Source organism: Tenacibaculum sp. AWR4_210 (assembly GCF_056160945.1).
In genome coordinates, this window is record NZ_JBSWYF010000002.1 from 42231 (window position 1) to 65320 (window position 23090).

At 40.3% G+C, this 23090-nt stretch carries 12 protein-coding genes; 7 read left to right on the plus strand and 5 right to left on the minus strand.

Annotated elements, in window-relative coordinates; all coding sequences use genetic code 11:
- Positions 1-85 precede the first annotated feature (85 nt).
- The 4 genes from ACXAG7_RS03530 to ACXAG7_RS03545 all read left to right on the plus strand — a co-directional run bounded on the left by ACXAG7_RS03530 (position 86) and on the right by ACXAG7_RS03545 (position 12492).
- A complete protein-coding gene (locus tag ACXAG7_RS03530; protein ID WP_476665992.1) occupies positions 86-2614 on the plus strand; it encodes a GEVED domain-containing protein in 2529 nt (842 codons plus the stop codon).
- Between the two features lie 233 nt (positions 2615-2847).
- Positions 2848-6228, plus strand: a complete 3381-nt coding sequence (locus ACXAG7_RS03535; protein WP_476665993.1) for a GEVED domain-containing protein — start codon at positions 2848-2850, stop codon at positions 6226-6228.
- An 82-nt stretch (positions 6229-6310) separates the two neighbouring features.
- Complete coding sequence (locus ACXAG7_RS03540) at positions 6311-10558, plus strand: GEVED domain-containing protein (protein ID WP_408041803.1); 4248 nt, start codon at positions 6311-6313, stop codon at positions 10556-10558.
- A gap of 74 nt (positions 10559-10632) precedes the next feature.
- The gene (locus ACXAG7_RS03545; RefSeq protein ID WP_476665994.1) at positions 10633-12492 is read left to right on the plus strand and encodes an ABC-F family ATP-binding cassette domain-containing protein; all 1860 of its coding nucleotides are present in this window, start codon (positions 10633-10635) and stop codon (positions 12490-12492) included.
- A gap of 27 nt (positions 12493-12519) precedes the next feature.
- On the opposite strand, the gene ACXAG7_RS03550 is transcribed toward ACXAG7_RS03545, so the two are convergent.
- On the minus strand, positions 12520-13566 hold the full coding sequence (locus ACXAG7_RS03550; protein ID WP_476665995.1) for an isoaspartyl peptidase/L-asparaginase family protein: 1047 nt from the start codon (positions 13564-13566) through the stop codon (positions 12520-12522).
- Between the two features lie 198 nt (positions 13567-13764).
- Here ACXAG7_RS03550 and amaB point away from each other — a divergent pair, with 198 nt between their 5' ends.
- Complete coding sequence (gene amaB, locus ACXAG7_RS03555; RefSeq protein WP_408041806.1) at positions 13765-15306, plus strand: L-piperidine-6-carboxylate dehydrogenase; 1542 nt, start codon at positions 13765-13767, stop codon at positions 15304-15306.
- Between the two features lie 72 nt (positions 15307-15378).
- Here the strand turns inward: amaB and ACXAG7_RS03560 are convergent, their stop codons facing one another.
- The gene (locus tag ACXAG7_RS03560) at positions 15379-15858 is read right to left on the minus strand and encodes a hypothetical protein (protein ID WP_476665996.1); all 480 of its coding nucleotides are present in this window, start codon (positions 15856-15858) and stop codon (positions 15379-15381) included.
- A 70-nt stretch (positions 15859-15928) separates the two neighbouring features.
- Between ACXAG7_RS03560 and ACXAG7_RS03565 the strand changes: the two genes are divergently transcribed.
- Both ACXAG7_RS03565 and ACXAG7_RS03570 read left to right on the plus strand, forming a co-directional pair.
- Positions 15929-17035 (plus strand): NAD(P)/FAD-dependent oxidoreductase, encoded by a 1107-nt coding sequence (locus tag ACXAG7_RS03565; RefSeq protein ID WP_476666258.1) that lies wholly within the window; start codon positions 15929-15931, stop codon positions 17033-17035.
- A gap of 3 nt (positions 17036-17038) precedes the next feature.
- Positions 17039-17488, plus strand: coding sequence for a 3-oxoacyl-ACP synthase (locus tag ACXAG7_RS03570; protein WP_408041808.1), 450 nt, complete (start codon positions 17039-17041; stop codon positions 17486-17488).
- Positions 17489-17559: 71 nt separating this feature from the next.
- Here the strand turns inward: ACXAG7_RS03570 and ACXAG7_RS03575 are convergent, their stop codons facing one another.
- The 3 genes from ACXAG7_RS03575 to ACXAG7_RS03585 form a co-directional block, all read right to left on the minus strand.
- Complete coding sequence (locus tag ACXAG7_RS03575; protein ID WP_408041809.1) at positions 17560-18507, minus strand: ABC transporter ATP-binding protein; 948 nt, start codon at positions 18505-18507, stop codon at positions 17560-17562.
- A gap of 109 nt (positions 18508-18616) precedes the next feature.
- Positions 18617-20701, minus strand: a complete 2085-nt coding sequence (locus ACXAG7_RS03580; protein ID WP_408041810.1) for a M13 family metallopeptidase — start codon at positions 20699-20701, stop codon at positions 18617-18619.
- 17 nt (positions 20702-20718) lie between these two features.
- Positions 20719-22884, minus strand: coding sequence for a prolyl oligopeptidase family serine peptidase (locus ACXAG7_RS03585; RefSeq protein ID WP_408041811.1), 2166 nt, complete (start codon positions 22882-22884; stop codon positions 20719-20721).
- Between the last annotated feature and the right edge of the window lie 206 nt (positions 22885-23090).

A 23090-nucleotide genomic window follows, 5' to 3' on the forward strand; every position in this document is an offset into this window, starting at 1 on the left:
TGATTATTTGTTAAAAAATATAAAAAGCTAACGATTTATTAAAGACGTACACACGTAAACAAAGTAACTTAAAAACCCTTTCTTAATGAAAAAAACAATTACCCTGGCATTGTCATGCTTATTTATGGGCGCTACTGCTTTTGCCCAACAAACACCTACTCCGGTGAAGCGCTCTTGTGCAGTGATGGAGATGTTAGAACAGGACCTTACCAAAAATCCAGACGCACGTCACAGAATGGAGCAAATGGAAGCTTTTACGCAGCGAAAAGTGAAGGAATTGGCAAAAAACCACAGAAAAATTGAAGGAAACATCATCAAAATACCTGTGGTTGTACACGTTTTATACACAAACAGTACCAACAATATTAGCAATGCTCAAATTCAATCGCAATTAGACGTATTGAATGAAGATTTCCGTCGTACCAATTCGGATAAGACCAATAAATGGTCACAGGCGGCAGATTCAGAAATTGAATTTTACTTGGCGAAAGTAGACCCTAACGGGAACCCAACTACAGGGATCGTCAGAAAACAAACGAGTACTTCTACTTGGATTACCGATACGAACGGTATGAAAAAGAACTCTGCAGGAGGAATCAGTCCTTGGAATACAGCAGAGTATTTGAATATGTGGGTTGTAGATAACTTACGTACTTCTGATGGAAGAAGCATCTTAGGATATGCACAGTTCCCATGGATGACTGACAAGTCGTTAGACGGTGTGGTTATGGCAGATCAGTATTTTGGACGTACAGGAACAGCGAAGGCACCTTTTGACGGAGGTAGAACAACAACGCACGAGGTTGGACACTACTTAGGTTTACGTCATATTTGGGGTGATGGACCTTGTGGAACTGACGATTTCGTATCGGATACACCTGAGTCAGATGCCGCAAACTACGGATGTAAAACAGGACATGTTTCTTGTGGATCTGAAGATATGGTACAGAACTTTATGGATTATTCTGACGATTCTTGTATGAACTTGTTCACTACAGGACAAAAGAACAGAATGCGTACCTACTTAGCAGAAGGTGGAGCACGTAGAGCACTTGCTTTATCTGATAAAAGCGGAAGCGGTGGTGGAACACCAACACCAAGCGCGTGTTCGTCAACAGTGAGTTCTTTCCCATACAGCGAGAGTTTTGAAAGTGGTATTGGAGCATGGACACAAGCTACTGATGACAATTTTGATTGGACGAGAGATGCGAACGGAACCCCTTCATCATCTACAGGACCATCTTCAGCTGCTGCTGGAAGCTATTATATGTTTACAGAATCATCGAATCCAAACTACCCGACAAAAACAGCGATTTTTAACAGTCCTTGTTTTGACTTAAGCAGTGTTTCAAATGCGAAATTTAAGTTTAAGTACCACATGTATGGTAGCAGTATGGGAACGTTGAAATTAGAAGTACAAGAAGACGGAAGTTCTACTTGGACAAGTGTTTGGAGTAAGTCTGGAGACCAAGGAAACTCTTGGAAAGATGCAGAAGTAAACTTGGCTTCTAAAAAATTAAAAGTGAGATTCCATTTGACTACAGCTTCGTCGTATCGATCTGATGCTGCAATTGATGCTATTTCAGTTGTTTCTGGAGCTTCATCAGCAGATACGCAAGCACCAACTGCTCCAACGAATTTATCAGCTGCAAGCGTGACAAAAACATCCTTTACGTTGAATTGGTCGGCTGCTTCTGATAATGTTGGGGTAACTGGATACGATGTATATCAAGGATCATCTAAATTAGGTTCGGTTACAGGAACTTCAGCAAATATTACTTCGTTAACGGCAGGAACTACCTATAGTTTCTCTGTAAGAGCTAAAGATGCTGCAGGAAACGTATCGGCTTCAAGTGCGGCACTTAGCGTAACTACGCAGTCAAATGCAGTGACTTATTGTGGGTCTAAATCGAATCGTTCTACGTATGAGTGGATTGATAATGTTGAATTAGGAGGAATGAAAAACCCTTCTGGTGATGACGGAGGTTACAAAGATTATACAGCAAAAGTAGCGAGCTTAGCACGCGGTAGTTCAAATGATATGATTATCAGTGCTGGATTTAAGAGTACTGCTTATACAGAGCACTGGGCTGTGTGGATTGACTTTAACCAAAATGGAACTTTTGAAGCAAGTGAGAAAGTGGTTACAGGATCTTCTTCAAGTGCCAATAACTTACGAGCAACTGTACAAGTTCCGGCTGGAGCTAGTTTAGGTCAAACGAGAATGCGTGTTTCTATGAAATACAATGCAGCACAAACGGCTTGTGAAACTTTTGATGATGGTGAAGTTGAAGATTACACAGTGAATATTACGGCTGCTTCAAGTAAAGATAACGGTGCTGTAGCCTTGTCAAATGCACAACCATTAGGAAATGAAACGGCTAGTGATGTGATGGTTTATCCAAACCCAGCAACTTCTTTTGTTCAAGTTCGTGTAGCTGCTGAAAAAGGAGCTTCTATGAGCTATAGAGTGTTAAATACCATTGGACGTGTAGTGATGGCTGGTGAATTAACGCAAAGCGCTGTTGATGTATCTCAATTAAATTCAGGAGTTTACATCTTAGAACTTAATGATGGTCAAAAATTATTGACAAATAAGCTTATTAAAAAGTAATTTATTGAAATAATAATAATTTAATACTATCCCAAACCCCGAGAGTTTCTCGGGGTTTTTTGTTGATTTAGCCCTATTTACGGTCTTCAGTTTTAGAAGTGTTATTTTTTTGTTAAAAAAAAAATTATATATTTGGCACTGTTTTAATCAAATTATTGAATTATTGAGACTTAATATCTTAAAAATCTAATTTTAAATTAAAACAAAAAACTAATTTAAAAACCCTTCTTACAATGAAACACAAGTACTTTAAGAGTCTTGTAGTTACAGGTGCGTTTATTGGATTAACTTTCCAAGCACAACTACAGGCTCAAACTAAAGGCGAAGTTGAACAAATCCGGCGTGGATACAACTTAACAAAACTAGAGTCGTTGAAGCAAGATCTTTTAGAATCTGCTTCTAATGAAAGAAAACAAGCACTGAGACTTGCGAAGCAAAATGGTTGGGAAACCAAATTTACTACGAAAGACGGAAGAGTGCTAGAACTTCAAAGAGTAGTCGACGGTAAACCAATTTACTACACCACATTTAACGTCGATGCAGCAAAATCAACCAGAACAAATCATTTACATTCAGGAGGTTCTTTAGGATTAAACCTAATGGGACAAGGAATGACTGCTCACGTTTGGGACGGTGGATTAGCGCGTACTACTCACCAGGAGTATGACGGTGCAGGAGGAAACAATCGTTTCTCTATCGGTGATGGAACTTCAACCCAAAATTTCCACGCTGCGCACGTAACAGGAACTATTATCGCATCAGGAGTAGTAGCCAATGCGAAAGGAATGGCACCTCATGCCAAGGCTGTAGGATACGATTGGAATAACGATACTTCAGAGGCTACTACTGCGGCAGCTAATGGAATGTTAGTTTCGAATCACTCTTACGGATACGCGACGAGAAACCAATTTGGTCAAGTACAATTACCACAACACTTCTTTGGTGGGTATATTACTGTTTCTCGTACGTGGGACGAAATCATGTTTAACGCACCTAACTATTTGATGGTTGTGGCTGCGGGGAACGACGGTAATGATAACACAGCCAACAACAATCCTACTGGAGGTTCTGGATGGGATAAGTTAACTGGACACGCTACGTCTAAGAATAACTTAGTTGTAGCGAACGCTCAAGATGCCAATGTCGATCCGAGTGGAAACTTAGTTTCTGTATCGATCAATAGCTCTAGTAGTGAAGGTCCTACCGATGATTTCAGAATTAAGCCAGATATTACTGGAAACGGTACTGGTGTATATTCAACCTATGCAAGTAGCGATACTGCTTATAATTCGATTACAGGGACCTCAATGGCCTCTCCGAATGTAACGGGATCGTTGGTGTTGTTACAACAGCACTACAAAGCTTCGCAAAGCTCATTCATGAAAGCGGCAACGTTAAAAGGTTTAGCGTTACACACTGCCGACGATGCTGGTGCCTCTGGGCCTGATGCAGTATTTGGATGGGGTTTATTAAACACTAAAAAAGCAGCACAAGTAATTACTCAGAAAGGGAACCAATCAAAAATAGATGAGTTAACCTTGAATGCTGGTCAAACGTATACGATTACAGTAAATAGCGATGGAACAAACCCATTATTAGCTTCTATCTCTTGGACCGACAGACCCGGTACGGCAAATACTACTGTAAATTCGACAGCACCTGTTTTAGTTAATGATTTAGATATCAGAGTTTCAAAAGCAGGAACTACTTATTTGCCATATAAATTAACAGGACCTACAACCAATGCGAAGCAAGATAACAATGTAGATCCTTATGAAAGAGTGGATGTTTCAGGAGCTTCTGGAACATACACAATTACCGTGACTCACAAAGGAACTTTAACTGGAGGAAGTCAAAACTTTAGTTTAATCGTAACTGGAATTAAAGGAACTCCTGTAGTTTGTAATGCGACAACACCAACTGGAGTAACTACTTCAGGAGTGAGTGCTACCGGAGCAAACGTTTCTTGGAGTGCAGTAACCAGTGCAACCTATGATGTAAGATACCGCAAGGTAGGTACTACAGCTTGGACTACCAATGCTGTTAGCGCTACATCAACTGCTTTAAGTGGTTTAACTGCTTCTACTCAGTACGAAGTGCAAGTGCGTAGTAAGTGTTCTTCTGGGAACTCTGCTTACAGTGCTTCTGTGAATTTCACAACCTCAGCAGTGACCATTTCATACTGTGCCTCTAAAGGAAACAGTGTTTCAGATGAGTACATTCAGAAAGTACAATTAGGAACTATCAACAACACCTCAACAGGAGGAAACGGTTATACTGACCACACAGCTGTTTCAACCAACTTGGCAAAAGGAACTTCTCATACGATTACCATCACACCTAAGTGGAATGGAACCGTGTACAACGAAGGATACGGTGTATTTATAGATTATAACAAAGACGGTGATTTCTCTGATAGTGGGGAAACTGTTTGGACAAAAGCAGCGTCAAAAGATACACCTGTGAGTGGATCATTTACCGTTCCTGCAGGAGCAACGGAAGGAGCGACGAGAATGCGTGTGATATTGCGTTACAATGCAGTACCTGCTGCTTGTGGATCGTACAATTACGGAGAAACTGAAGACTATACTGTAGTTATTGGCCCTGCAACCGCAGACACGCAAGCACCTACAGCACCGTCTGGTTTAGCCGCGTCTAGCGTTGCACAGACAAGCCTTACCTTAAATTGGACTGCAGCTACTGATAACGTAGGTGTAACGGGTTACGACGTGTATCGCGGAGCGACGAAGTTGGCAACCGTTACCGGAACTACTTACAATGTAACTGGATTAACAGCTAGCACTGCCTACAGCTTCTCAGTAAAAGCAAAAGATGCAGCTAGTAATGAGTCAGCAGCTAGTAATGTAGTAAATGTTACTACGCTAGGAACTTCAGTTTCGTATTGTGCTTCTAAAGGAAGTAACTCTTCATACGAGTGGATTGACTACGTAGCTTTCGGAGGAATGACAAATTCAACTGGAAATGACGGTGGTTATAAAGACTACACAGCGAAAGTAGCGAACGTAGCACAAGGAAGTTCAAACGAACTCTTAATCAGTGCTGGGTTCAGAAGTACTTCGTACACAGAACACTGGGCTGTTTGGATTGATTACAACAAAGATGGAACATTCGCAGCTAGTGAAAAAGTAGCTACAGGATCTTCATCAAGTGCTAACAATTTAAAGGCAACAGTGGCAATTCCATCTGGAGCGAGTTTAGGTCAAACGAGAATGCGTGTATCTATGAAGTACAACGCAGCACAAACAGCTTGTGAGACATTCAGCTACGGTGAGGTGGAAGATTATACTGTAAATATTACGGCAAGTGCAGCTAGTTTGAATACCACTTTTGCAGCTTCTAACGCTGAAAAATTAGGAAACGAACCTGCAGTTAACTTCATGGCTTACCCAAGTCCTGCAACTGATTTCGTACAAGTAAATGTTGTGACGAGAGTTGAAGGAGCAACCTATAAAGTGGTGAACACTTTAGGACGTGTGGTACAAGCTGGAAAATTAACTTCTCAAATCGACGTATCAACACTTCAAACAGGAGTGTATATGCTTGAGGTTCACGATGGTCAAAAATCTATGACTACTAAGTTGATCAAGCAATAAGAATTCGCGTACAATTATTACTACGTAAAGTACAGTTAGGGAGTCCGCTCCCTAGCTGTATTTTACACTAATACCCTACTATATGAACACAAAAATTAAGTTTTTGATTGGAGGGCTGTCTGTGGCAGCTGTTTCAATTTTAGGGTCTAAGTATCTTGCTGAAAAGAGCGAAGCAGATACCTTAGCCGAAAAGAGAAAAGTACACAGTACTTTTTACAACCAAAGTCCTTTACACCAACAATTAGAGTGGAGTAAGAAGGAACGAAAATTAAGAGGTTTACCACCTAATAGGTATTACGATCAAATGCAATTATTGACCATGAACCCAGCTACGGGACAAATGGAAGACGGAAGCTTGGCAGCTTTACGTGAGCGTTTGATGAAAGAAAGAGGACAACGCAGAAACCCTGGACATGCAAACAACGCTTGGGTAGAAAGAGGTCCTAACAACGTCGGAGGACGTACAAGAGTCGTTTTCTTTGACCCTAATGACGCTACCAACAGAGTAGTATATGCAGGAGGTGTTAGTGGAGGACTCTGGAGAAATGCAGATATTACCAATGCGAACTCTCAATGGACACGTGTTCAAAATGTACCAGGAAACTTATCGGTGACTTCGGTTACTATTGATCCTAGAAATTCAAATCGCTGGTACGTAGGTACTGGTGAGCAATATACAGCAGGAGATGTTGTAGGTAACGGAGTGTACGTTACTACAGACGGTGGAACCACTTGGAATGCCGTAAATATTCCTGCAGCTGGAAATGCAATTATTAATTACAATGCGAGTAATGTATTTTTATCAGGAGTACACTTTGTAAATGATATCTTAGCATGGAACAACGGGAATGCTACTGAATTATTTGTAGCAGTAGGTGCCAGCGTGTATTCTGATTCTTCTACTCCTAGAAACTTCTTAGGGTTACAATCAGCTGGATTGTACCGTTCTACAGATAACGGAGCAACGTGGAATCGTATCGAAACAGCCGATATGCGTTATACTAAAGGAGGACAAAACTACTACTACATTCCTAATGATTTAGAAGTAAGTGCCAACAATACGATTTGGATGGGTACCATCAATTCAGCCTTCGGTGAAGGTGGTGGTCGAGTGTATAGCTCTACCAATGGAGGTACTTGGACTCAGGCAGCAGCATCGCCTTTGGCAAATTCTAACCGTGTTGAATTAGAGCCATCGGCTACCAATGCGAATAAGATTTATGCCTTAACACAAGGAACAACGTCAGCAGCGCCTGTACATATTTACTTAACTACTAATGGGTTTACGTCTGCAAGTGCCACGTCGTTACCAAACGATGCGGATACGAATATTGCAGCAAATGACTTCTGTAGAGGGCAAGCATTTTACGATTTAGTAATTGAAGCAGATCCGTCAAACGATAACATCGTTTATGTAGGAGGTATTGATTTGTTTAAATCGACCAACAGCGGAACTTCTTGGTCTCAATTATCTCACTGGTATGGAGGATTTGGGATTGCCAATAATGTACACGCAGATCAACACGCAATTTCTTTCGGTAACAACAATTCGTCAAGAGTACTTTTCGGAAATGACGGAGGTATCTACTATTCAGCAAACGGAGGTTCAGCAATCAGCGTTCGCAATAGAGGGTACAATGTAACACAGTTTGTAAAGGCAGGTATCGGTCCTGACGGTGCTGGAGATCAAAATGGAATCTTTAGTGCTGGTGCACAAGATAACGGTACACAAGCGTTCAGAAATGCAGCTGCTGGAATAAACAGCTCAACTGAATTGAGTGATGGTGACGGTTTCTATACTTTCGTTGATAAAGACGGTCAATACATGATTGCTACGTATACTAACAATGTAATCTATCGTTTTAACCTTCCTTGGAACGGGTTAGGTCGTCGTCAAGGTGGTGCTACTACCTTATTAAACGAACGATCTACTGGAGACTTCGTAAACCCTATGGGGTATGACGATCAAGCAAATCGTTTATTATCAAATGCTTCTACGAGTGCTGGTAAATCGATTAAGAGTATCAATGTTGCATCGAATACTAAAGGAAACATCACAAATGCATTAATGGATGCAAGTCCTACAGCATTTACAGCATCTCCTTTTGCGAACAATACTTGGTATGTTGGTTTGGCAAACGGAAAACTTTTGCGTTTGACAAATGTTACCAATAGCAGTGCTACATGGACAAATGTAGCGACCCCATTTGTAGGGTCTATTTCTGCAGTTCGTTTTGGAGCTACAGCAAATGATATCTTCGTAACAATGCACAATTACGGAGTAACTAGTGTGTGGGCCTCAACTGACGGTGGAGCAAACTGGGTGAATAAAGAAGGTAACTTACCAAATATTCCTGTAAGAGATATTTTACAAAATCCATTAAATAGAAATGAAGCGATCTTAGCGACACAATTAGGTGTTTGGGCTACAGAGAACTTCAATGCTGCTAATCCTAGCTGGACGCAGTCGTATAACGGAATGAGTGACGTTAGCGTTACGTCATTTGATTATTGGAACGTAAGCGGAAATAACGCAACCAATAAAGTAATTGCTTCTACTTATGGAAGAGGTGTATTTACAGGAACGTTTACAGCAAATGTGGCAGCAGACACACAAGCACCAACAGCACCGACAAATTTAGCTGCAAGTGCTATTTCAGCAACTGGATTAACTCTTAACTGGTCAGCGGCGACAGACAATGTTGCAGTAACTGGATACGATGTTTTTAGAGGAAGTACCAAGTTAGCAACAGTAACAGCAACTACTTATAATGTTACTGGTTTATCGGCGAGTACGGCGTATACCTTTACCGTGAAAGCTAAAGATGCGGCAGGAAATGTATCTGTAGCTAGTAACACGGTAAATGCTACTACCACAGCACCGAGTTTAAATTACTGTACGTCGAAAGGAAACAGTGTTTCTGATGAGTACATCCAACGCGTACAATTAGGAACAATTAACAATACCTCTACTGGTGGCAATGGATATTCTGATTTTACTTCAATCTCTACGAATTTAGAGAAAGGGAAATCAAATACGATTACCATTACACCTAAATGGACTGGATCGGCATACGATGAAGGATACGGTGTTTGGATTGATTATAACAAAGACGGAGATTTCTCAGATGCAAACGAAACTGTTTGGACAAAGGCAAAATCGAAAACTACGCCTGTGAGCACGAGCTTTACTGTTCCTGCTTCGGCAGTAGAAGGGCCTACGAGAATGCGTATTGTTATGAAATACAATGCTACTCCTACAGCTTGTGAAACTTCTTTCCAATACGGAGAGGTAGAAGATTATACTGTAAACATCCAAGCGGCAACAGCAGATACTCAAGCACCAACGGCACCTAGTAGCTTAGCAGCGGCGAGTATCGCACAAACTAGCTTGACATTGAACTGGACAGCAGCGACGGATAACGTGGCCGTAACTGGATACGATGTGTTTAGAGGAAGTACTAAGCTTGCAACTGTAACAGCAACAACGTATAATGTTACTGGGTTAACAGCAGGTACAGCCTATGCTTTTACAGTAAAAGCAAAAGATGCAGCAGGAAACGTTTCTGCAGCGAGTAATACAGCCAATGCAACTACCCTAGCGAATACTGTAACGTACTGTGCTTCTAAAAGTAATAGAGATACGTATGAGTGGATTGACTATGTCGCTTTTGGTGGTATGACTAACGCGACCAACAAAGATGGTGGGTACGGAAACTATACGGCAAAAGTTGCTACTGTTGCTCAAGGAAGTACCAACCAAATTACGGTGAGTGCTGGATATAGAAGTACTGCTTATACTGAGTACTTCACAGTATGGATCGATTACAATAAAAATGGAACATTTGAAACGAGTGAGCGTACTTCTTTAGGTTCTTCTAGCACTGCCGGAAACAGAACAGGGAATATTTCTATTCCTGCCGGAGCGAGTTTAGGACAAACGAGAATGCGTGTTTCTATGAAGTACAACGCAGCGTCTACACCTTGTGAAACTTTTGACGATGGTGAAGTAGAAGATTATACTGTGAATATCGTAAGTTCAGCATCTTCATTAGCAGGAGCAACAGCAGCAACTGCTGGAGAGCCTTTAGACGTTGATGGATTGAACAGTTTACAAGTATATCCTAATCCTGCAGTGAACAATGTAGTGGTGAAATTTGGAGACAACCAACAGGTTGACTACCGCATCACCAATGCTATTGGTCAAGTGGTGAAGAGAGGAACTACTTTAAACAGTAACGTAGATATTTCAGACTTAAAGAGCGGCGTTTACTTAATCGAAGCTAACGACGGTCAGAAATCTCTTAGTACAAAATTGGTTAAAAGATAATTTTAAACCCTTCTTTCTTTTTAACTAATGCTAGACCCTGAGCTTTTGCTCAGGGTTTTTTATATTTTTGCAGTATGAATTACTTATCGGTAGAAAATATATCTAAAGCCTACGGAGAACGCGTTTTGTTTGACGACCTCTCATTTGGTATCAACAAAGATCAAAAAATTGCTTTCGTAGCAAAAAACGGAAGTGGTAAAACCTCAATCCTCAATATCATAGCAGGAAAAGATACCCCTGATACAGGGCAAATTATTAGTAGGAAAGGCATCCGTCTTGCCTACCTAGCGCAAGATTCAGATTTTGATGGGAATTTAACCGTAGAAGAGACCATATTCTCTACGGAAAATAAAATACTACCCGTAATTCAAGAGTACGAAGCGGCTTTGCAAAATCCCGATGACCAGGATGCTTATCAAAAGGCCTTTGAGCAAATGGAGCAGCACAATGCGTGGGATTTTGAAACTCAGTACAAGCAAATACTCTCAAAACTAAAACTCGATAACTTACAGCAAAAAGTAGGAAAATTGTCGGGAGGGCAACGCAAGCGTTTAGCTTTGGCCATTATTCTGATCAATAAACCCGACCTGTTGATTTTAGACGAGCCTACCAACCACCTAGATTTGGAAATGATAGAGTGGCTAGAGGCGTTTTTTGCTAAAGAAAAAATCACCTTGTTTATGGTGACTCACGACCGCTATTTTTTAGAGCGAGTGTGTAATGAAATCATAGAATTAGACAATGGGAAATTGTACAAATACAAAGGGAATTATTCGTATTACCTTCAAAATAAAGAAGAGCGTTTAGCGCTAGAGGCCACTAATTTATCCAAAGCCAAGAGTTTGTTTAAAAAAGAGTTGGACTGGATGCGCAGACAACCGAAAGCGAGAACGACCAAGTCGAAATCGCGTATCGATGATTTCTTTGAGATAAAGAAGAAGGCTCACCAACGTCGTCAAGAACACCAAGTACAGCTCGAAATTAATATGGAACGCTTGGGCAGTAAAATTGTCGAGTTACACAATATTAAGAAGAGTTTCGACGACAAAGTTATCCTCAACGGATTTGATTACGTTTTTAAAAGAGGAGAACGCATTGGTATTATCGGAAAAAATGGAACGGGAAAATCTTCTTTTCTCAACATGCTTACTGGGAAAATCCCTTTAGACGGTGGAAAAGTAGTTGTTGGTGAAACAGTGAAGTTCGGTTACTATACGCAAAAGGGAATCCAGATTAAAGAGGGCCAGAAGGTAATCGATGTCATCAAGGAATTCGGTGAATACATCCCGTTGACCAAAGGAAGAAAAATTTCTGCAGCGCAATTACTCGAGCGCTTTTTGTTTAGTCGAAAAAAACAACACGATTTTGTAGAAAAGCTATCAGGAGGTGAACAAAAACGACTGTACCTCTGTGCGGTACTCATACAAAACCCCAACTTCTTAATTCTCGATGAGCCTACGAATGACCTCGACGTCGTTACTTTAAATGTCTTAGAAGCCTTTTTATTAGACTACCCAGGAAATTTATTGGTCGTTTCTCACGACAGGTATTTCATGGATAAAATTGTGGATTCTTTGTTTGTATTTCAAGGAGAAGGAGTTGTGGAGAATTTTCCTGGAAATTACACGGATTTCCGAGCGTATGAAAGCTCGCAAGTACCAGAGTCTAAAAAAGTAGAGAAAGTAGCAGAAAAAGCGCAAAAACAACCCAATAAAGGAAGTCTGAGTTATAATGAGAAACGTGAATACGGACTGTTAGAATCGGATATAGAAAAATTACAAAAACGCAGACAGGTGATTGAAGCAGCGTTTACAGATGGTACTATTGACACTGACGATATTCAAGAGAAATCATTAGAGTTACAAGAAATTATTCAGAGCATCGAAGAAAAAGAAGAACGATGGTTTGAACTTTCCATGAAGTTGGAAGGATAAAAATAAAAGCCCCTGCTGGGGCTTTTTTTATTCTTGATAGATTTTTACAGTAAGCACTCCTCGGTCATTTACAGAAGCTCTATACATACCTGCTGTATTGAATTCCCAAGAGATATTTCCCAGACGGTCAATGGCGATGATCCCACCGGTACCTCCTGCTGCAGTTAGTTTTCGTTGGATGACATCGTGGGTAGCGTCTTGTAAGCTTGCCTTTTTATAATCCATTTGAGCCGCGATATCGTAAGCGACTACTCCCCTGATAAAGTATTCACCCCATCCTGTTGATGAAACGCCACAAGTACTATTATTTGCGTAGGTTCCTGCTCCGATAATCGGTGAGTCTCCTATCCTATTCCATCGCTTGTTGGTCATTCCTCCTGTGGAAGTTCCAGCGGTAATATTGCCTTGCTTGTCGAGAGCGACACAACCTACAGTTCCGTATTTGCTGTTTTGAATATAAGGATCGTACATGGCTGTTTTAGCATCGTGATCTAATTGAGCCTTGTTTTTTGCTTTAATTTGAAGCAGTGACTGATGGCGTTTTTCGGTGTAAAAATAGCTAGGGTCGACGATGTCGAGTCCTGCCTGAGCCGCAAAGGTGTCAGCTCCACTACCTGAAAGTAATACGTGATTTGATTGATTCATCACTGCAATGGCGGCAGAAATAGGGTTCTTTACTTTGGTTACCCCAGCAACAGCTCCGGCCTTTCCAGTGGCTCCCTCCATAATAGAAGCGTCCATTTCATTGGTTTCTGCATGGGTAAAAACAGCACCTTTACCGGCGTTAAACAACGGTGAGTTTTCCAAGATGTGGATGCTTCGTTCAACGGCCTCTGTACTGCTTCCACCATTTTTGAGAATTTCGTAACCCGTTTGAGCTGCTTCCGTGAGTTTGGCCTTGTAGGCAGACTCCAGTGCTGGGCTCATGTTTTTTTTCAAGATAGTACCGGCACCTCCGTGGATGACGATGGCAAATTTATTGGTAGGGTTTTCTGTGGAACTCGTATTTTTTTTAGGTGTTTTGCATTGGGTAAATACCAAAGCGATACTCGCGATGAAACTAAGTGTTCTCATGGTAAAGTTGTTAATTGTTTGATTCATTGATGCTTGAAGCCGTTGGTAAGTTACAACAACTACGTGAGGAAATATTAATATTTACACAGAATGTTTTAAAATTAAACAAAATTCTTTTAAATGTTAATTATTATAAACTTATTTTATTTGTAGTTTTGTTACCCTAAAAGTACGATTATAATTAAATTAAGAAATACCATGACTAATTTTGGAATAGCAGAGGCTTTAAAAGACTTAGGGCTTCAAGAAATCAACGAAGGGACTTCTACAGGTGCCGTTAACTTTTCAAATGGAGAAATCATCGAATCGTATTCTCCGGTAGATGGTAAGTTAATTGGAAAGGTAAAAGGATCGACTAAAGAAGATTACGAGAAAGTAATGGAAGCTGCAACGGGAGCTTTTAAAACTTTCAGATTGATGCCTGCTCCACAAAGAGGAGAGATTGTTCGTCAGTTTGGTGAAAAGTTACGCGAGAAGAAAGAATCGCTAGGAAAATTAGTTTCTTACGAAATGGGTAAATCTTACCAAGAAGGATTGGGAGAGGTACAAGAGATGATTGATATTTGTGATTTCGCTGTAGGATTATCACGTCAATTACACGGTTTAACGATGCACTCTGAACGTCCTGGACACAGAATGTACGAGCAATATCACCCATTAGGAGTGGTAGGAATTATCTCGGCATTTAACTTCCCAGTTGCTGTGTGGGCATGGAATACTGCTTTGGCTTGGATTTGTGGAGATGTTTGTGTGTGGAAGCCATCAGAAAAGACACCGTTGTGTGGAGTTGCCTGTCAAAATATTATTGCTGAGGTATTAAAAGAAAATAACTTGCCGGAAGGAATCTCTTGTTTAGTGAACGGAGATTACCAAGTAGGTGAGTACTTATCTAAAGACACGCGTATTCCTTTAGTATCTGCTACAGGATCAACACGTATGGGTAAAATCGTTGCTAAAGAAGTAGCTGGTCGCCTTGGAAAGTCTTTATTAGAGTTAGGAGGAAACAATGCAATTATTGTAACTCCAGATGCGGATATTAAAATGACAGTTATCGGAGCGGTATTTGGTGCGGTAGGAACTGCTGGACAACGCTGTACGTCTACACGTCGTTTAATTATCCACGAATCAATGTACGAAACGGTGAAAACCGCTTTAGTTGATGCTTACAAGCAGTTGCGTATTGGAAACCCATTAGATGAAAATAACCACGTGGGGCCGTTAATCGATACGGATGCAGTAGGAATGTACAAAAATGCACTTGAAAAAGTAGTTGCAGAAGGAGGTAACATCTTAGTAGAAGGTGGTGTTTTAGAAGGTGAAGGATACGAAAGTGGATGTTATGTAAAGCCTGCTATCGCTGAAGCTTCTAACGACTTTGAAATTGTACAACACGAAACTTTTGCTCCAGTATTGTATTTATTGAAGTACGAAGGAGATGTAGAAAATGCTCTTGCAATTCAAAATGGAGTGGCACAAGGGTTGTCATCTGCTATCATGACCAATAACTTACGCGAAGCAGAACGTTTCTTATCACACGCAGGTTCTGACTGTGGAATTGCCAATGTTAACATCGGTACTTCAGGAGCAGAAATCGGAGGAGCTTTTGGTGGAGAGAAAGAAACTGGTGGTGGACGTGAGTCTGGATCAGATGCTTGGAAAGTGTATATGCGTCGTCAAACAAATACGATTAACTACACTACAGATTTACCGTTAGCACAAGGAATTAAATTCGATTTATAGTAGAATTTTAATCATATAAAAAAAGCCTCGTTGATTTTCAACGAGGCTTTTTTTATGTGTTACGTTCGCAACTTAGCGCATGCGAACAGGAGTATTTTCTTTGATGTTTGAAATCTTGTAGTAGCGGAGCTTTCCGTTAACTTCATAACTCAGTACAGCTTCATTTTGTCGCAATTCAAAAGGAAATTTTTCTGCTTTCTTAGCGGTCGTATTACCGTATTCCTTTTTGATGTCTTTTTGAAGTTCTAAATCGTAGCGTTCAGCATTGTCTTCTTCTTTAAAGCGCGCAACGATATACGGATTGTCGAGCTTTTGCTCAATGATAGCCGTTGTTTTTTTACCTCTAAAATAAAGGTGTTTAACCGTTGGTTTGGTCGCTGCAGTGTATTGTAGATATACGTCTAAACTCGAGACTCCTGGAACTCCACCAGTAATGTGAGTCATTTTGGCACTCAGTATTTTAAAAGGTGGGGTTTGGTCAAATTTGGTGCTGCCACATTGGATAAATCCTAAACTTAGGAACAACAAGCTGAAGAGTTTCATTAATTTCATGAGATATTGTTTATATTTTAGCTTTTCAAGTAGTGTGCCAAAATACTAATTTATTAGCGATTATAAAATGTTGAATTTCAGTTACTGGGAGTTAAAAGAGTGGTTTTCAAATGTCGATATTACCATTGTAGGCAGTGGAATTGTCGGTTTGTCAACGGCCTTACAGCTCAAAAAGAAATATCCTACAGCCAAAATACTCGTTTTGGAGAAAGGAATGTTGCCACAAGGAGCAAGTACTAAAAATGCGGGATTTGCCTGTTTTGGAAGTTTGTCAGAACTCATTGATGATTTACAGAGTCACCGCGAAGCTGAAGTTCTTAATTTAGTGGCCAAGCGTTGGGAAGGTTTAAAAGAACTTCGGAGTACCGTTGGAGATCTAAAATTAGATTTTCAACAAAAGAAAGGATTTGAGCTGTTTTTAGATAAAAAGCTATACAATACTTGCGTTCTAGAAAAAGAACGCGTAAATGAGCTCTTATTGCCTTTATTTAAACAACCAGTGTTTACCGAAATGACGAATGTATTTGAGTTCGAGAATATACACCCGTCGTATATCGTTAATAATTTTGAAGGGCAAATAGATACGGGTAGTATGATGGCTTCTTTATTAGCACTGGTACAGCATCGAGGAATTCGCGTACTGAACAGTTGTGAAGTAACCGAATATCAAAGTGATGCTGACGGGGTACGCGTATCTTTGGGAAGTTTTGAATTTCGCACGGCAAAATTGTGCATTACGACCAATGGCTTTGCCAGACAACTGCTGTCGGCTGATGTTAAGCCAGCACGAGCTCAGGTATTGATTACAGAACCGATACCAGATTTACACATTGAAGGTACCTTTCACTTAGACAAAGGGTACTATTACTTTAGAAATATAGATGGTAGAATTTTGTTTGGAGGCGGACGAAATTTGGATTTTAAAGCAGAAGAAACCGCTGAATTCGGGCAAACTCAATTGGTGCAAAACAAGTTAGAAGAATTGCTACGAACCGTGATATTACCCGGGAAGAAAGTTAAAATAGCGCAGCGTTGGAGTGGAATTATGGGTGTAGGTGAACAAAAGAAAGCGATCGTTAAATCTCTGGACGCTCATGTATACTGTGGTGTTCGCTTAGGAGGAATGGGGGTGGCCATAGGTAGTATAATAGGAAAAGAACTGGCTGAAATAGTGTAGTGTATGGAAGCGATTAAACGACAATTAAAAGAAGCTTGTGAGCGCTTTGTGAACAAGCGTTTGGAAACGGTTAGCAAGGTCATGTCCTCAGGAAGAGATTCGTTGAATTCTGAAACCAAGAGCTCTGCCGGTGACAAACACGAAACAGGAAGGGCCATGATTCAATTGGAAATGGAAAAAGCAGGACAGCAACTACAAAATATTCAAGCCATGCAAACGACTTTGAATAAAATCGGACTAGACAGTTCTGACGTCGCTCGTCTAGGAAGTCTGGTGCATACCAATAAAGGACAGTATTACCTGAGTATTTCTGCTGGAAGCTTGCACATAGCAGACCAAAATTATTTTGCGGTTTCGCTGTCTTCTCCAATAGGAAAGTTGTTATTGGGTAAAAGAGCTGGAGACACCGAGATTTTAAACGGCATGAGCATCAAAATAACCGCGGTATTTTAATTTTGTGGTAGGGAATAGTACAACGAGGTTGTTATATAACTGATGAATGTCAAAAATCGGTTGTTTATAATTTAGACGGTTTCACGAGTGAGTTTTTTATTAAATTCCAGTGAAACTGTTCTTTTTTTAGGGATAGGCCTTGGGTGATTCACAAAAATATGCGTTTCGTTGAATTCGATCTCTAGCAACCAAGTACTACCTCTGAAGTAACTAGTAACTACAGTACCGCGATATTCACTGTGATCGACAATGCTAATTTGATGTGGGTACCAAAATGTGGTAGTACCGTTAAATTGGATTTCATTGACATCGTCAAAGAGCGCTGCGGTATAGCGGTTTTTAGGATGGTTGTACAGTGCTGTGGGGCTGTCGAAATCCAAACATTGCTGGTCTTTGATAATCAGTAGTTTGTCGGCAAAAGACAATGCGTCGTTTCCGTCGTGTGTCGCAACGATACAACTGATGTTCTTCTCCTTTAAATACTGAAACAGCTTTCTGCGCAGCGAATTTTTCTTAAAATTATCGATTTGGCTAAAAGGTTCATCGAGTAAAAGTAATTCAGGTTCCTTGGCCAAAGCACGTGCAATGGCAACGCGCTGTTGTTGTCCCCCGCTCAAGTTTTTTACCTTAACGTCTGAAAAGGCTGTCATTTCAATGACTTCCAAGAGTTCTTTGGTTCGTTTTTGGGCTTTTTCAGGATAAAAACGCGATAAGTATTTCGAGATGTTTTCAGCGACACTAGTGAATGGCATCAAATCAAAATCCTGTGCGACGTATTTAAAAAAATCCATACCAGGGACTAAGTAGTGCTCTGGTCCGAGAACTTCTGTTTCTTTCCAAAAGATATGTCCGGATTTCAGGTCGAGTAAGCCGTAAATGAGTTTGAGTAAGGTTGATTTTCCACACCCACTTTCGCCCATGACACACAAGTGCTCTCCAGGGGCTAAATCAAAGCTGATGGAATGTAAGGTAGCTGTTTTATCAGGATAGGTAAACCGTATGTCTTGTACTTGAAGCATGCTTGCAAAAATACGATAATTAACGAGCTTTTGTACTTTAGAATACACGGTAAATAACCATAAAAAAAACTGGCACAAGGCCAGTTTTTAAAATTCAGTCGTATTCAAATTACCAGATTCGAACGCGATCTTCTGGTTTTAAATACATGTTGTCTCCTTCCTTAACATCGAATGCTTCGTAAAAAGCGTCTACGTTTTTTAAAGGCATATATGCGCGATACATACCAGGTGCGTGGGTATCGGTCATAATTCTATTTTTAAGAGCTTCATCTCTCATCTTAGTTCTCCAAATGGTTCCCCAAGAAAGGAAGAAACGTTGCTCTGGTGTAAATCCATCAATGTTTTCAGGACGTCCATTTTTAGCTAAAAAGATCTGTAATCCTTCATAAGCTGCCTGAACACCTCCTAAATCACCGATGTTTTCACCAAGTGTATACTCACCATTTAAGTGCATGCTGTCAATAGCGACAATAGTACTAAACTGATCGATCAAGCGTTTTCCTGCAACTTTAAACTTCTCAGAATCTTCTTCTGTCCACCAGTTTTTGAGGTTTCCATCACCGTCAAAACGCGCACCAGAATCGTCGAAGCTATGAGAAATTTCATGCCCGATAACAGCACCAATTCCACCGTAGTTTACAGCATCATCAGCTTTGTAATTGTAGAATGGAGGTTGTAAGATAGCTGCTGGGAATACGATTTCATTGTTCACCGGATTGAAATACGCATTTACAGTTTGCGGAGACATCCCCCACTCTGTCTTATCTACTTCTTTACCTAATTTCTCCAAAGTCTTCATAAAGTTCCACTGACGAATTTGAAGGGCGTTGTCAAAGTAGTTTCCTCCTTTTTCGGTTCCTTTTACTTGCAATGCCGAATAATCTTTCCACTTGTCCGGATAGGCTATTTTAACAGTTAACTTATGAAGTTTATCTAAGGCTTTTTTCTTAGTTTCTTCACTCATCCAAGGCAATTGATTGATGCGCTTTTCAAATCCAAGCATTACATTATCAATCATTTCACGTGCTTTCTTCTTCGCTTCAGGCGGAAACTTTTTTTCTACGTATAACTTACCTAAAGCTTCTCCGATAGCACGGTTTAAGCTGTTTAAAGCACGCTCATTTCGAGGGCGTTGCTTCTCAGCACCACGCATTTCTTTACTGTAGAATTCCCAACTGGCTTTGTCTAAATCTGTAGTTAACAAACCGAGCGAACCATTGATAGCATTCCAGCGCAGTAAGAGTTTGATATCGTCGATAGAACGAGTTTTTAAAAGACTACTCATGGCTTTAAAGTATCCAGGATCCGTGACAATTATTTTATCGATATCAGTTACGCCAATTCCTTTGAAGTAAGCATCCCAATTAACAGCTGGAGCCAAATTTGTCAATTCAGCAATTGTCATTGGATTGTATATTTTACGAGTATCTCTGCGCATCTCTTTGCTCATCATAGGCTCCGCCAAGCTCTTTTCAAAGCTGATGATCGCAGCAGCATTTTTCTGTGCTGTAGCAGTGTCGTCTCCAAATTTCTCGAGAATTTTGGCAACGAAGAGTTCGTACTTTGCTAATTTCTCTTTAACCTTTGCATCAACGTAGTAATCACGAGAGAGTCCAAGACCGTCAGAACCTAAGTATCCAGCATTGATGGAACTGTTTTTTAAGTCGTTAAAAACACTGAATCCATAAAAACCACCACCTCCATATGGAGCCATATTGATTAAGTACTGTTGAACGTCATCCAGGTTTTTAATTTCGGAAATACGCTTTAAAAAAGGTTCAATTGGGGCTATTCCAGCTTGATTTCTAGCTACGGTATCCATAATGGTTTGGTAGTAGTTTACAGCTTTCTGCTGATCAGAATCAATTTCGTTTCCGTTGGCATCTTTTACCTTTGGAAAATTTCCCTGTTCAATAGCCTCTTCCAAAATGGCTAAGACATCCGCATCGGTCTTTTTAACCAACTCTCCAAAACCTCCCCAAGAAGTTCTGTCGGCAGGAATTTTCGTGTTCTCAATCCACTTACCATTGACATAAGTGAAAAAGTCATCACTGGGTTTTACAGAAGGATCCATATTGGCCAAAACGATACCCTGAGCTTTTGCTTCAGGCTTCGCTTCTTTGTTTTCAGTCTTACATGCAATGGCAAGGGATGCCAAGGCAGAAGTAAAAACAACTTTATGTAATGTTCTCATTGTGCTAATATATTTGATTATGATTTGATTTTCGCCGTGCTTGGGTTCGGCAATGCTTTGAATCCCATGTTATAAAGGGTAAATCCAAAGATGTCAGCGTACTGTTCTATAGTCTTTGCAACTGGGGTTCCAGCACCGTGTCCGGCATTGGTTTCAATTCTGATTAACACAGGATTGTTCCCTTTTTGATGTGCTTGTAGTTCTGCAGCAAACTTGAAACTGTGAGCAGGGACTACGCGATCGTCATGATCTCCGGTAGTTACCAAAGTTGCCGGATAGGCCACTCCGTCTTTTACATTGTGTACTGGAGAATACGCTTTTAAGTACTCAAACATTTCTTTACTTTGTTCAGATGTACCGTAGTCGTAAGCCCAACCAGCTCCCGCTGTAAAGGTGTGGTAACGCAACATGTCTAGTACCCCAACTGCAGGAAGTGCTACTTTCATTAATTCAGGACGTTGTGTCATGGTAGCTCCCACTAACAAACCTCCATTTGATCCTCCTCGGATAGCTAAGAAATCAGAAGAAGTATATTTTTCAGCGATTAAGTATTCAGCTGCAGCGATAAAATCGTCAAATACGTTTTGCTTTTTCATTTGAGTTCCTGCATCGTGCCACTTTTTACCGTATTCTCCTCCTCCTCTTAAATTCGGAACAGCATACACACCACCTTGCTCCATCCAAACGGCATTTCCTATGCTAAAACTCGGAGTTAAGCTTACGTTAAATCCTCCGTATCCATATAAAATAGTAGGGTTCTTTCCGTTGAGTTCGATACCTTTTTTATAGGTGATAATCATTGGAACTTTGGTACCGTCTTTTGAAGTATAGAATACTTGCTTGCTCTCGTAATCGTCCGAATTAAACGAAATATTCGGCGTCCAATATACTTGGTAGTCTCCTGTTTTTGGATCAAATTTATACGATGATGAAGGAGTGTTGTAGTTTGTAAATGAGAAATATAATTCTTTGGCGGTTGTTTTACCTCCAAATCCTCCAGCAGATCCTACACCAGGTAGTTTAACCTCACGAATTAAGGTTCCGTCAAAATCGTATTGCATTACTTTTGATACTGCATCAACCATGTACTCTGCGAAAAAGTATCCCGCTCCTGTTGATGGTGAAAGTACGTTTTCTGTCTCTGCAATAAAATCTACCCACTGATCAGGAGTAGGATTTGCAGCATCCACAGTTACCACCTTTTTATTCGGTGCATTTAAGTTGGTTACCAAGTATAGTTTGCTTCCTCTGTTGTCAATTACATAGGTATCGCTGTCAAAATTATCCACGATACTTACGAGTTTGGCTTTCGGATCGTTTAAGTCTTTGATAAATAGTTTGTTTCCAGAGGTAGAGGTAGACGCTGAAATCAATAAATAGCGATCGTCTTCAGTCAAATAACCTCCTACATAGCGGTGTTTCTCTTCTGGAGTAGCTCCAAAAATTACCTTGTCTTCTGATTGGGGAGTACCTAATTTATGGAAGTACAATTTGTGTTGATCTGTCTTGGCCGACAATTCGCTACCCTTTGGCTTGTCGTAACTAGAATAGAAAAATCCTTCATTACCTTTCCAAGAAATTCCTGAAAACTTAACGTCAACGAGCGTGTCTTCTTTAATTTCTTTCGTCTCCGCATCCATGATAATTACTTTTCTCCAATCACTTCCTCCTTCTGAAATTGAATAGGCAACTGTTTTACCATCTTTGGTAAAGCTCACAGATCCTAAAGAGGTCGTACCGTCTTTTGAAAAACCATTAGGATCTAAAAAGACCTCTTCTTTTCCTTCTTTATCTTTTCGGTAAATAACGTATTGGTTTTGCAACCCGTCATTTTTATAATAATAAGTATAGTCTCCTTCGATAAATGGCGTCCCTACTTTTTCGTAGTTCCAAAGTGCTGACAATCGCTCTTTGAGTTGTTCGCGGTAAGGAATTTTCTTTAAATAATCGAAGGTTACTGCATTTTCAGCTTTTACCCAAGCTTCAGTTTCAGGACTTCTGTCATCTTCTAACCATCTGTAATTATCGGTCACCTTAGTTTCAAAATAGGTGTCAACAACTGGTTTTTTAGTGGTTTCCGGGTATTTCACGGCAATATCTTGTTTTGAAGTTGATGAATTGGTGTTATCACATGCGACCAATAGTGCGCCCGCTGCCATAACAGGGAAGAGTAGTTTTTTCATGGTATGAAATAGTTAGATAATTCTCTCAAAGTTAGATGAAATAAATCCGGAAATGTTACATTTTAAGAGGATTTTAACATATGATAACATTCCAGTAAACGAAGGAAGCTCCTTTTTTAGTAGTGAAACGAGCGAGAATTTTTTAATAACAAACAGCGAGAGAAGCTGTACTGTGTTTAAAATCAGGCCACTCTCCTGGATGTGGA